We start from the raw sequence: 12,898 nt of genomic DNA, 5'->3' as shown, positions 1-12,898 counted from the left end.
AAATTTCTATAGAAGAAGAATGGGATAACATGATAGAACATTATAGAGAATTATATGCTGATGAATTTATAAAATATGCTACGCCATTATATAATCAAAGAATTAATAACTAAATACAAACTAAGTAGTTATTAGGTAGCTACCTAATAACTACTTAGTTTCTTAGGGGGGAAATGGATTGCAATTAGTAGAACAAAGAAAAAATAAATATTGTATAAGCAAAAAAATAAAAATGAAACTAAGCAATATAATGAAAATAATAATAAAATATAAATTTTTCCATATTTTAGCAATACCAGGGATTATATATTTTATATTATTTCATTATGTTCCCATTCTTGGTCTTGTTATTGCTTTTAAAGATTATTCAGGTCTTGGAGGTATACAAGGTATTATTGATGCACCATGGGTTGGATTAGAACATTTTAAAAATTTATTTACTAGTCCATCTTTTTGGAAATTATTAAGAAATACTTTACTTATAAGTACATATAGATTAATCTGGGGATTTCCTGCACCTATTATATTTGCATTAATGCTTAATGAAGTTAGAAATAGACGTTTTAAAAAAATAGCTCAGACCATATCCTATATGCCACATTTTTTATCATGGGTTATAGTATCAGGATTGGCTATAATGTTATTATCTCCTTCATCTGGACCATTAGTTCCATTATTTAATGCTTTAGGAGTTAAACCAATTAATTTTCTTGGAGATAAAAGTTATTTTAGATCAGTACTTGTAGTATCTTCTATATGGAAAGATTTGGGGTGGGGGACCATTATATATTTAGCAGCTATTACTGGAATACCGCAAGAACAATATGAAGTAGCAACAATTGAAGGTGCTACAAGGTTTCAAAAAATACGTTATGTTACTTTACCGTCAATTAAATTTGTAATAACTATTATGTTTATTTTGAGAGTAGGGAAAATTATAAATGAAAATTTTGAACAAATATTTAATATGTATTCCCCAGTAGTGTATGAAGTTTCAGATGTATTTGAAACATATATTTATAGAAGAGGGATACTACAAGCAGATTTTTCTTTTACAACAGCGGTTGGATTATTTAAATCAGTTGTTTCTTTGATACTTGTTGTGATTAGTAATAAAATAGTTAAACTACTAGGGGAGGAAGGAATATGGTAAAAAATATTACAGTTAAAAATAAAAAAAGAAAAAAAATAGAAATTTTTGATATTATAAATACTTTTTTTATCTTATTAATATGTATTATAACAATTTATCCTATTTTATATGTATTTGGAAGATCGATTATGTCTGATGTAGAGAGAGCTCTTAGACCATTTGCAATCTTTCCTAAAAAAATTGATTTATCTGCATATAAATATATTTTAGGAAAAGGTTCATTAATATATAATGGATATGCTATAACTTTATTTAGAACTATTGTTGGAACAGCTTTGAGTTTAATTGTAGAGGCTATGTTTGCTTATGTTATATCAAAAAAGAAATACCCATTAAGAAATGCTTTAACTATTATGATTGCTTTTACTATGTGGTTTCAAGGAGGTTTAATTCCAACATTTTTATTAGTAAGATCACTGCATTTGATGAATTCTATCTGGGTTTATATATTCCCAACATTAATGTCAGCTTGGAACATATTAATTATGAGGAACTTTTTTGCACAAATTCCAGAAGGGCTAGAAGAATCGGCCAAAATAGATGGAGCTAATGAGGCAGTTGTTTTCTTTAAAATTGTATTACCCCTATCAAAACCAGTATTAGCAACTATAGGGTTATTTCATGCGGTAACTCATTGGAATGAATGGTTTTCTGCATTAATTTATGTAAATGATAATACTAAATGGCCTGTTCAAGTAATATTAAGACAGATATTAGCAACAGCAATGCAAAGTGAAATAATGGAAGATAATGTAGTTGCCACACCACCACCAGCTGTTTCAGTTCAAATGGCTACAGTAGTAATTGTTACTGTTCCAATATTATTAGTTTATCCTTTTATACAAAAATACTTTACAAAAGGTATGCTTGTTGGTTCAATTAAAGGGTAATTTATATCATTAATATATGTTAGCTATTAGGAGGGGGCAAAAACTATGTTAGAGAAAATCAATGAGATACTTAGTGTAAAATTTAAAAGTTTGGAGGATTTATTAAATCATTATAGGAAAGTTCTCCCTTACAGAACTAGAGGATATCATCAAGATGAAATAGGACCAATTATACCTGAAGACACTTCAGAAAAAGCAAATAAATTTTTAAATAGAGAATTTGATTTAGCAGGATATACTGTAAATATGAAAGATAAATTAAATTGGTATGCTACACCTACTGGAGATTTAGAATGGAATGGTGGTTTAGTAAGACATGGTCATTTTGTTGTTATGGCCAATGAATATATAAGAACATCTGATGAAAGATTTGCAAAAGAAATTATTGACCAAATGCTTGATTATATTGAAAATGTTCCTGTATATGACCCAACAGACAAACCATATCTTGAATATAAAAAATCAACTTGGAGGCCTTTTGAAGCAGCAGCTAGAATGGGAGAAACATGGCCTGAAGCTTTAGGGAAAATAATTAATTCAAAATCAATGACAGCAGAAGCTTTTGCAAAAATATTATTATCTACTTATGAACATGCAAAATTTATTAGAAAATACCATTGGAAAACTGGAAATCATGCAGTAGGAGAAGTTGCATCATTAGGGATAACATCTATATTTTACAGTGAATTTAAAGAAGCAGATACTTGGCGTCAATATGCAGTAGATTTTTTAATGAATATGTGGGATAAACTATTTAATAAAGATTATTATACAAATGAGATGTCAGGTGGTTATCACTGGGTTGCTATGAGAAGTTTTTTTGCATTTTATGAAGTAGCAAAGAAAAATGCTCTTGAACATATATTTCCTAATATATATACCGAAAGATTAATTAATGCCTCTTATGCTGAATTATATCAAGAAAAACCAGACTATTCTATTCCAGTTACTAATGATTCAAGTAGCAAAACAAATAGAAAGAAACAATTAGAAAGAATTTATAATCTTTTTAAATTAGAAGAAATTAAATATAGATTAACTGAAGGAAAAGAAGGAGAAAAGCCAGAATATACATCTTATTTCTTCAAGGATTCAAGAATAGGTATTATGAGAAGTGACTGGACTACAAAGGCAAATTATTTGTTTTTTGATATGGGAAGATGGGGAGATAACCATATGAATGAAGATCAATTAAACATTGAGCTTTCAGCCTATGGTAGAAATATTTTAGTTAATTGTGGTAGATGGCGTTATACAACTAGTCCAGATGTAGAATGGTTAGATAAAGCAAAATATTTTAAAACCACTGCTGCATATAATTCATTAATTGTAGATGGTTATCCTCAATTACCTGGAGATGCAGAAGGATATATGGTTATTGAAGAAGATTATGATTTTGCAGAAGGAATATTTAATGCAGGTTATGGAATTAAGATGACTTCACCAAGTCATAAAACAGGTGAAGAAGCAACAGCTGGATATAAATTAGATGATATTACCCATACAAGACAAGTAATATTTATAAAACCAATGTTTTATATTGTTAGAGATATTGTTAATACTATTAAAGAACATGAGGCGGAAGTTATATTTCATTATAGAGAAGGAGATTTATTAGAAAGAGATGGAGTATATATTACCCAATTTGATGATGCTAATTTAGTTCTTAAGACAATTAGTGATAAAACGATTATAATTAATGTTTATAAAGGAAGTGAAGAACCTTTTAGAGGTTGGCATTGTCCTTATTATGATCAAATGGAACCTGCACCAGAATTAAGTATTAAGCAAAAGGGTATAGGTAAGATGATATTTAATACTTTATTATTCCCTATTAAAGGAAAAGTAAAGGAAATACCAAAATATGAAGTTACTAGTAATAAGCATATTGTAGAATATAATAATGTTAGATATACAATAGAAATAGGAGAAAAGGGGATATGTAAAATAGATAAAGAAAAAATAAAAAACATTATGTAATGGTTTTACTTTAATGTGGATACATGATTCGTTAGATTGGAAAGAATATGGAGTAGACCCACTTATTAAACAAGTTCTAAATCATAAACATTTAGGGAATGGTTCAATAATATTATTTCATAATAATGCAAAATATACTAAAGATGCTTTAGATACAATTATAACAGGATTAAAACAACAGGGTTATGAAATAGTACCAATATCAGAACTTATTATAAAAGATAATTATTATATTGACCATGAAGGAAGACAAAAACCTATTGAAAACAATTAAATAAAAAAGAAAAAAGACTATAAGTAGTATGTAACTATTTACAGTCTTTTTTCTTTTTTATTTTCTTAAAATTATCAATTTGCTGTTGGGTAATTTTATAAATTAAGTCATCTAATTTTCTACTTAGTTGTTGAACAAGGGGATCTAGAAAATTGTAATTTTTCTGCTCAAGTAAAGTATCTAAAGCAGTTTTTAAGAGCTCTATTTCTTCTCTAGTACAATTTTTTTGTTTCATCATAAATACCCCCTTTTCTAACCTATACTTTCTCTTATACAGAGGATAATCTATAAATTTTACTTAAATGAGTAAAATATCTATTAAAGTAATATTATGTAAAAACATAATAACATAAAAATAAAATTTAATCAAATACAAAAATATTCCTTTACTTATAAAATTTACATTATATATTTTAGTGTATGCTTCAAAAAATATAAATGACTTAGATAAAAATAAAAACATATATTTTTCTAAACAAATTAAAAAAAATTGCGTATATTATAAAGAAATAATAATTTATAAAAAAGGATAGTATATAATAAAAAGGAGGATTATTATGAGTGAAGAACGTAAAATGATATTAAAAATGGTGGATGAAGGGAAAATTACTCCAGAACAGGCAATAGAAATGCTAAAAGCTACTAATACTTCCGAAGAAAAAAATGAGCAATATGAAAATTACACAAAATCAGAAGACTTCATACAAGATATGGAAAAATGGGCAAAGGATTTTGCAAAAAAGATGGGCAGCACTATAAAAGACTTAGAACCAAAGTTAAGAAAAATGACTCAGATTATGGTTCAAAATACTGTTAATACTGTTGAAGAAATAGGAAAAGTTTTTAAAGAGCAAAATGAAGATTCAAAAGAAGATAAAGAAAATTAGAAACGGTCAAAACCGTTTCTTTCTTTTTTTAAAAAATTTCTCTTGCACAACTATTTTTAGTATGATAATATACTCACATATTATATTAAAATAGTATATAAAATACTATTTATTTTATGAATTTTTGAAATTTTGGCGTTCTCAATAGAGATTTGGGAACGCCTTTTATTAGAATATTATTAACACAATAGGGGGAAGTAAAGTGAGTAATAAAGAACAAAATAAATTACCAGAAATATTTGGCTGTAATGTTTTTAATGATGCTACAATGAGAGAAAGACTTCCTAAAGAGACTTATAAGGCTTTAAAGAAAACTATAGATGAAGGTGCTAGTTTAGATATAAAAATAGCAGAAGTGGTTGCTAATGCTATGAAAGATTGGGCTATTGAAAAAGGAGCTACTCATTATACCCATTGGTTTCAACCTATGACAGGAATGACAGCAGAAAAACATGACTCATTTATTTCACCTACTTCAGATGGAAGAGTTATAATGGAATTTTCAGGGAAAGAATTAATAAAAGGAGAATCCGATGCATCATCATTTCCATCAGGAGGACTTAGAGCGACCTTTGAAGCAAGGGGATATACAGCATGGGATTGTACTTCCCCGGCATTTCTAAAAGAAGATGCTAATGGAATGACATTATATATTCCAACAGCCTTTTGTTCTTATACAGGAGAGGCTCTAGATAAAAAAACTCCCCTTCTTAGGTCTATGGAAGCCATATCAAAACAGGCTCTTAGGATTTTAAGACTATTTGGAAATAATACAGCAAAAAAAGTAATAACTACAGTAGGAGCGGAACAAGAATATTTTCTAGTAGATAAAAAATTATATCAAAAAAGAACTGATTTAATTTTTACAGGAAGAACCTTATTTGGAGCTATGGCACCAAAGGGTCAAGAAAAAGAAGATCACTATTATGGAAGTATAAAAGAGAGAATAGCTGCGTTTATGCAAGAGTTAGATCTAGAATTATGGAAATTAGGAGTACCTGCTAAAACTAAACATAATGAAGTAGCCCCAGCACAATATGAAATAGCTCCAATTTTTGATACAACTAACGTAGCAACAGATCATAATCAACTTATTATGGATACATTAAAAAAAGTTGCAGATCGCCATGGTTTTGCTTGCCTTTTACATGAAAAGCCCTTTGCTGGAGTAAATGGTTCTGGAAAACATAATAATTGGTCAATAGCTACAGATGATGGGCATAATCTTTTAAAACCAGGGAAAACTCATCATGAAAACATGCAGTTTCTTATATTTTTAACAGCTATTATCAGAGCTGTGGATTTACATGCTGATTTACTTAGACTTTCTGCAGCTAATGCAGGAAATGACCATAGATTAGGAGCTAATGAAGCGCCACCAGCTATTATTTCCATATTTTTAGGAGAAGAATTGACAGAAATCCTAGAACAAATAGAAAAAGGACAAAATATAAGTGCTAAAAAAAGAGAATTTTTAGAAGTGGGAGTCTCTACTTTACCACAAATGAGAAAAGATACAACAGATCGTAACAGAACTTCTCCGTTTGCATTTACAGGAAATAAATTTGAATTCAGGATGGTTCCTTCTTCTGCTTCCATTTCAGGTCCTAATGTTGTAATTAATACTATAGTGGCAGATGTATTATGTGAGATAGCAGATGAATTAGAAAAAGCAGAAGATTTTAATAAAGCAGTTATAAATATTTTAAGAAGAATAATAAAACAACATAAAAGAATAATTTTTAATGGTAATGGATACTCTAAAGAATGGGTAGAAGAAGCTAAAAAAAGAGGACTGCCTAATATAAAATCAACAGTTGAAGCTATACCAGCACTTATTAGTGAAAAAGCAATTAATTTATTCGAAAAGCATAAAGTATTCTCTAAAACAGAACTTTATTCAAGATATGAAATATTATTAGAAGATTATATTAATACAGTTAAAATAGAAGCTAAGACTATGATTCACATATCAAAAAGACAAATTATTCCTGCATTGATAAAATACTCTACTCAAATAGCTCAATCTATTTCAGCTATTTCTAATGTAGGAGATTTTAATACAAGTACTCAAGAGGAATTATTAAAAGAAATAACAGATGCTATGGCAGAGTTTAAGGAAAAACTTAAGATTTTAGAAGAAGCATTAGAAAAAGCAAAAGAAATAGAAGAAGATTCCTATAAAAAGGCAAAATATCATTATGAAGTTGTATGTAAAAGCATGGAACAATTAAGAAAAGTAGGAGATTATTTAGAAACTTTAGTAGATGAAAAAATATGGCCTATGCCTACTTATAGTGAATTACTTTTTAGAATATAGATGATTGTTACCATTAGTTTTAAAAAAATATAAAGGGGAATCTTATTTGAAAGACAAATTATTTAACAATGAAGAACAAATAGAAAAAGTAATCTTAATAGGAGTAGATACGGGAGAAGAAAATGTAAAAGAAAGCATTGATGAATTGGAAGAATTAGCTTCTACAGCAGGAGCTATTACCTTAGATAAGATAATTCAAAACAGAGGGAATATACATCCTGCTACTTATATAGGCAAAGGGAAAATAGAAGAAGTTAAAAATAGAGTAGAAGAATTAAAAGCAACAGGCATTATATGTGATGACGAGCTTTCACCAGCACAAATGAGAAATTTAGAAAAAATAATTGGATGCAAAATAATGGATAGAACCATGGTTATATTAGATATTTTTGCTAATAGGGCAAAATCAAAAGAAGGGAAAATACAAGTAGAACTAGCACAACTTAGATATAGATTATCTAGATTAACGGGAATAGGAGAATCTTTATCCAGATTAGGAGGAGGAATAGGGACAAGAGGTCCTGGAGAGAAAAAATTAGAAACTGATAGAAGACATATAAGAAATAGGATAGGACAGTTAAAAGACGAATTAAAAGAAATAGAAACCCATAGAGAACTTATTAGGGCAAGAAGAAAAAAAGTGGGGACACCTTTAATTGCTATCGTAGGTTATACTAATGCAGGAAAATCTACTTTATTAAATAGTCTTTCAGAAGCAAATGTATTAGCAGAAGATAAATTATTTGCTACATTAGATACCACTACAAGAAGTTTAACTCTTCCTGGAGGTTCAGAAGTATTAATTACAGATACTGTAGGATTTATAAGAAAGCTTCCCCATCATTTAATAAAAGCCTTTAAATCAACTTTGGAAGAAACACGATATGCAGATATATTACTTCACGTAGTAGATGCAACTTCTAGTAGTATAGAAACTCATATGAAAGTGGTTTATGAAACATTAGAAAGTTTAAATTCTTTAGGAAAACCTATCATAACTATATACAATAAAATAGATAAAGAAGTAAATAATATTCTTCTAAGAGATGAAAGAGCCCAAAAAACTATAAAAATTTCTGCAAAAACAAAAGAAGGATTAGATAAAGTACTATTAGAAATAGAAAATATCTTAAAAGAAAGTAGAAAAGAGATAAAAATTCTAGTCCCTTATTCGGATATGGGAATTATAAATCTTATAAAAGGACAAGGAGAAAAAATAGTAGAAGAATATAGAACAGAAGGAATTTATATAGAAGCTTATATAAATAAAAATATATATAATAAAATGAAAAAATATATAGTAGAATAATTAATATTGATTATAAATATTAAAATATTAAAAAAATTATCGCAAATAATAAAAACATTTAATATTATTCGACGGTAAATATACAATATTATTTTAAATATTGTCGAATACCATTAAATATGATTGAATATTGCGAAAAATTACACTAGTTTTTCTATTCTATATTATTTATAATAACCCTGTAAGAGTATATAAAGTCATACAAAAGAATTTACAGGGGGTTTTAAAATGATTACGAAATTTTTAGAAGGTATAAGAAATTGTAGCACATCTGATGGGAGGTTTATACAATTAGAATATTTTCTTTTAGAGAGAGAAGGTAAAGAATTAAGTAACACCAAAAAGAGTTATGGGATAGAAATAGTAAAAAAATGTGATCATTTAGGGCAAATAGTTTATACAGAAACTGATTACATAGATTATATTACATATGAAAAAGAAAAAGCAAAACAAATTATTAATAAATTAATTGCTAATTCTGTTACTCCAGTTACAATGTCTTATGTCATAGATGATTTAATGGATGAAACACCTTGTGCATAATGGGCAAGGTGTTTTTATTATATAAAAATTTTAGAGTTTTTAACTTGTAATAATATGCTATAATAATTATATAAAAAGAGTTATATTGAGGGGAAAAGATATGCTAAAACGATTTAAAACTGTATTAAATTTAGCTCAAGCAGAAATTATAGAAAAAAAATCAAGATTTATAGCTACTGTAAAACCAGTAAAAGATGAAAAAGAAGCTCAAGCTTTTATAGAAGAAATAAAAAAGAAATACTGGGATGCCACTCATAATGTTTTTGCCTATCAAGTAGGAGAAAGAAATCAAATACAAAGATTCAGTGATGATGGAGAGCCAAGTGGAACAGCAGGGCTTCCTGTTTTAGATGTTTTAAAAGGAGAAGATATAAAAAATACAGCTATAGTAGTAACAAGATATTTTGGAGGAACCCTACTTGGTACAGGAGGACTTGTTAGGGCTTATGGAAGATGTGCTAAGGAAGGAGTATTAAAAGCTAAAATAATAGAAAAAATACTTTATAGAGTATATCATGTAATTACTGATTACTCAAAACTTGGGAAAATACAATATGAGATTTTACAAATGGGACATGTTATACAAGATACTTTGTATACTGATAAAATTACATTTATAGTATTAGTTGAAGATGGATATGAAGATTCTTTTATAAAAAAAGTCACAGAAATTAGCAGTGCACAAGTAGAAATAAAGCAAATAAAATATATATATGGAACATGGTTAGAAGATAAATTAAGCATTGAAGAAATAAATAAGTAGGATTAATATGACACCAAAGGAATTAATGAAAAAAAAGGTATGGGCAGTAGTAGGAGCTACAATAGATAAAGAAAAATATGGATATAAAATATATAAAGAATTAAAAGAAGCGGGATATAAAGTTTATCCCATTAGTCCTAAATATGAAGAGATAGATGGAGATAAAGTTTATAAATCCCTAAGTGACTTACCAGAAAAACCAGAAGTAGTGGATTTTGTAGTTAATCCTAAAATAGGTATAGGAGTAGTAGAAGAATGTGCTAAGTTAGGAATAAAAAATATATGGCTTCAACCAGGGACTGTAAGTGAAGATCTTCTTAATTTAGCTAAAGAAAAAGGAATAAATGCAGTAGAAGCATGTGTATTAGTTGCACTTAGAACAATGATATAAATCATTTGAAGTAAAATATGTATAAATAAATATTAGGAGGGAACAAACTATATTGTTCGCTCCTAATATTATATAAAAAATATTGTTTAGAAAATCATACTAGTAGTTGACAATAGAAGAAAATTTATAGTAAAATAAAGTCATGAAAACCGATAGGAATTAATGGATTAATAAGGAGGAGGCAAATTATGAACAAAGTTTATAATTCAATTACAGATTTAATAGGGAATACTCCTATAGTTAAGCTAAATAAACTAGTGGAAGAAAATAGTGCAGAAGTTTATGTAAAATTAGAATGGTATAATCCAGGAAGTAGCGTAAAAGATAGAATCGCTTTAAATATGATAGAGGCTGCTGAAAAAGCAGGGAAAATAAAACCAGGAGATACCATAATAGAGCCAACTAGTGGAAATACAGGGATAGGACTAGCTATGATAGGTGCAGCTAAAGGATATCGTGTAATACTTACCATGCCTGATACTATGAGTATAGAAAGAAGAAAGCTTTTAAAAGCTTTTGGAGCAGAGCTTATTTTAACGCCAGGGACAGAAGGGATGACAGGAGCTATAAATAAAGCTAAGGAACTAGTAGAAAAAGAAGGATATTTCTTACCACAACAATTTGAAAATCCAGCTAACCCAGAAATCCATAGACAAACTACAGGGAAAGAAATCTTAGAAGCTATGGGAACAGACCTAGACGCTTTTGTAGCAGGAGTAGGAACTGGTGGAACTATTACAGGTTGTGGAGAGGTTTTAAAAGAAGCTATTCCTAATATAGAAATTGTAGCAGTAGAACCAGCTACATCCCCTGTGCTTTCAGGAGAAAAAAAAGGTCCACATGGAATACAAGGAATAGGAGCAGGATTTGTTCCAGAAGTTTTAAATACTCAGATATACGATTCCATAGAAAAAATCACAGATAATGAAGCTATGGAAACAGCTAGAAAAATGGCAAAAGAAGAAGGAATTTTAGTTGGAATTTCCTCTGGAGCAGCCGTAGCAGCAGCTCTTAAAGTAGCAAAAAGATTAGGAAAAGGGAAAAAAGTTTTAGCTATCTCTCCAAGTTATGGAGAAAGATACCTAAGCACAGCATTATTTAATGAAGAATAAAAGAATAGAAAAAAACCCAGTAGAACTTATAAAAATAAGAACTACTGGGTTTTTTAAAATATATTATTAGATTGTAAAATCGTATGATAAATGCTTTAAGAGAATAAATATATATTTTTTTAAGTGATTAAATAACTAAAAATATTATTATAGTAGTTGCTACTTGATAATCTTTTGTTAAGTGTTATTATAAAGAAAATTATCGAAAAAAGATAACTGATATAAGTATAATATTTAATGTAATGAAAGATAGCTGATTATAGTAATAATTCTTGTTGTTATAATATAAATATTATATAATATAAATGCACATTACAAATATACAAACTGAGTAGGTGACGTTATTGAAATTAGATGAAAAAACAAAAATTAAGCCATTTGTTAAATGGGCAGGAGGAAAAAGACAGTTATTGCCAATTATAAGTGAGAATTTACCCTTTGAACTTAAAGAAAATAAAATAAAAAGATATATAGAACCTTTTGTTGGTGGGGGAGCTGTATTATTTTATTTACTACAAAATTATAATTTTCATGATATTATAATAAATGATATTAATAATGATTTGATAAACCTTTATAAAATAATAAAAAAAGAGGTTGAAAAATTAATTAATGAACTGAGAAAAATATCCGGTGAATATTTATCATTAGATGATGATGGTAGGAAACATTATTATTATATGATTAGAGAGGAATTCAATGAAAATTCTTTAGATGAATTAAGGAAATCAGCATATTTTATTTTTTTAAATAGAACTTGTTTTAATGGATTATATAGAGTTAATAAAAAAGGAAAATTTAATGTTCCTTATGGTAGATATAAAAATCCATTAATTTTAGATGAAAATAATTTATTAAATGTATCGAATGTATTGCAAAAGGTAAAAATACTTAATGGAGATTTTGAAATTATAGAAGATTATGTTGATGAACATACTTTTGTTTATTTTGATCCACCTTATAGACCATTAAATACAACATCTAGCTTTAATTCATATCAAAAAGGGGATTTTAATGATGATGAACAAAGAAGATTAGCAAGTTTTTACCATAAATTAAATCAAAAAGGTGCAAAATTAATGTTAAGTAATTCTGATCCAAAAAATGTAGAAGAAAATGATAATTTTTTTGAATGTCTTTATAAATCAAGTAATATTAAAGGTTCAGAAAAAATTAAAATTAATAGAGTAAAAGCACTAAGAAATATAAATTCAAAAGGGAGTAAAAGAGGTAAAATTAATGAATTATTAATTGTAAATTATTAGGGGGATTTATA

The 12,898-nt window shown here is 27.9% G+C and carries 12 protein-coding genes and 1 pseudogene; 12 read left to right on the top strand and 1 reads right to left on the bottom strand.

The genetic code is table 11. From position 1 onward, the window contains the following. Positions 1–178: 178 nt before the first annotated feature. The 4 genes and pseudogenes from OM90_RS10305 to OM90_RS10290 all read left to right on the top strand — a co-directional run. Positions 179–1,153, top strand: a complete 975-nt coding sequence (locus tag OM90_RS10305) for an ABC transporter permease (protein ID WP_202813797.1) — start codon at positions 179–181, stop codon at positions 1,151–1,153. Then, positions 1,147–2,043: a carbohydrate ABC transporter permease gene (locus tag OM90_RS10300; RefSeq protein WP_058486804.1), complete on the top strand. Its 897-nt coding sequence runs from the start codon at positions 1,147–1,149 to the stop codon at positions 2,041–2,043. Before OM90_RS10305 ends, OM90_RS10300 begins: the two co-directional genes overlap by 7 nt. A 45-nt stretch (positions 2,044–2,088) precedes the next feature. After that, a complete protein-coding gene (locus OM90_RS10295; RefSeq protein ID WP_058486803.1) occupies positions 2,089–4,023 on the top strand; it encodes an alginate lyase family protein in 1,935 nt (644 codons plus the stop codon). Between the two features lie 16 nt (positions 4,024–4,039). Further along, positions 4,040–4,297 (top strand): annotated as a pseudogene (locus tag OM90_RS10290) (polysaccharide deacetylase family protein); the annotation flags it as partial. A 34-nt stretch (positions 4,298–4,331) separates the two neighbouring features. Here the strand turns inward: OM90_RS10290 and OM90_RS10285 are convergent. Beyond that, positions 4,332–4,532 carry a Spo0E family sporulation regulatory protein-aspartic acid phosphatase gene (locus tag OM90_RS10285; RefSeq protein WP_058486802.1) on the bottom strand — a complete coding sequence of 67 codons (201 nt, stop codon included), beginning with the start codon at positions 4,530–4,532 and terminating at the stop codon, positions 4,332–4,334. A 322-nt stretch (positions 4,533–4,854) separates the two neighbouring features. On the opposite strand from OM90_RS10285, the gene OM90_RS10280 reads away from it, so the two are divergent. The 8 genes from OM90_RS10280 to OM90_RS10245 all read left to right on the top strand — a co-directional run bounded on the left by OM90_RS10280 (position 4,855) and on the right by OM90_RS10245 (position 12,887). Further along, the gene (locus OM90_RS10280; RefSeq protein ID WP_058486801.1) at positions 4,855–5,184 is read left to right on the top strand and encodes an SHOCT-like domain-containing protein; all 330 of its coding nucleotides are present in this window, start codon (positions 4,855–4,857) and stop codon (positions 5,182–5,184) included. Positions 5,185–5,386: 202 nt separating this feature from the next. Further along, entirely contained in the window at positions 5,387–7,504 is a 2,118-nt protein-coding gene (locus OM90_RS10275; protein ID WP_084758032.1) for a glutamine synthetase III family protein, read from the top strand. Between the two features lie 46 nt (positions 7,505–7,550). Further along, positions 7,551–8,813 carry a GTPase HflX gene (hflX, locus tag OM90_RS10270; RefSeq protein WP_058486800.1) on the top strand — a complete coding sequence of 421 codons (1,263 nt, stop codon included), beginning with the start codon at positions 7,551–7,553 and terminating at the stop codon, positions 8,811–8,813. A 228-nt stretch (positions 8,814–9,041) separates the two neighbouring features. Then, entirely contained in the window at positions 9,042–9,356 is a 315-nt protein-coding gene (locus OM90_RS10265; protein ID WP_058486799.1) for a DUF6514 family protein, read from the top strand. Between the two features lie 100 nt (positions 9,357–9,456). Then, positions 9,457–10,119: a YigZ family protein gene (locus tag OM90_RS10260; RefSeq protein ID WP_058486798.1), complete on the top strand. Its 663-nt coding sequence runs from the start codon at positions 9,457–9,459 to the stop codon at positions 10,117–10,119. Positions 10,120–10,126: 7 nt separating this feature from the next. Then, on the top strand, positions 10,127–10,510 hold the full coding sequence (locus OM90_RS10255) for a CoA-binding protein (RefSeq protein ID WP_058486797.1): 384 nt from the start codon (positions 10,127–10,129) through the stop codon (positions 10,508–10,510). A 188-nt stretch (positions 10,511–10,698) separates the two neighbouring features. Continuing rightward, a complete protein-coding gene (gene cysK, locus OM90_RS10250) occupies positions 10,699–11,622 on the top strand; it encodes a cysteine synthase A (RefSeq protein WP_058486796.1) in 924 nt (307 codons plus the stop codon). Between the two features lie 344 nt (positions 11,623–11,966). Further along, a complete protein-coding gene (locus OM90_RS10245) occupies positions 11,967–12,887 on the top strand; it encodes a DNA adenine methylase (RefSeq protein WP_242860890.1) in 921 nt (306 codons plus the stop codon). The last annotated feature ends 11 nt before the right edge of the window (positions 12,888–12,898 follow it).

This window comes from Defluviitalea phaphyphila (genome assembly GCF_001466305.1).
GTDB classification, from domain to species: domain Bacteria; phylum Bacillota; class Clostridia; order Lachnospirales; family Defluviitaleaceae; genus Defluviitalea_A; species Defluviitalea_A phaphyphila.
Note: the sequence above shows the minus strand (reverse complement) of the source record. Positions and strands in the feature narration are given on the sequence as shown.

Coding starts and splice junctions, on each gene's coding strand:
- OM90_RS10300 (WP_058486804.1), top strand. CDS start 1,147: ATGGTAAAAAATATTACAGTTAAAAATAAAAAAAGAAAAAAAATAGAA.
- OM90_RS10295 (WP_058486803.1), top strand. CDS start 2,089: ATGTTAGAGAAAATCAATGAGATACTTAGTGTAAAATTTAAAAGTTTG.
- OM90_RS10285 (WP_058486802.1), bottom strand. CDS start 4,532: ATGAAACAAAAAAATTGTACTAGAGAAGAAATAGAGCTCTTAAAAACT.
- OM90_RS10280 (WP_058486801.1), top strand. CDS start 4,855: ATGAGTGAAGAACGTAAAATGATATTAAAAATGGTGGATGAAGGGAAA.
- OM90_RS10265 (WP_058486799.1), top strand. CDS start 9,042: ATGATTACGAAATTTTTAGAAGGTATAAGAAATTGTAGCACATCTGAT.
- OM90_RS10260 (WP_058486798.1), top strand. CDS start 9,457: ATGCTAAAACGATTTAAAACTGTATTAAATTTAGCTCAAGCAGAAATT.
- OM90_RS10255 (WP_058486797.1), top strand. CDS start 10,127: ATGACACCAAAGGAATTAATGAAAAAAAAGGTATGGGCAGTAGTAGGA.
- cysK (WP_058486796.1), top strand. CDS start 10,699: ATGAACAAAGTTTATAATTCAATTACAGATTTAATAGGGAATACTCCT.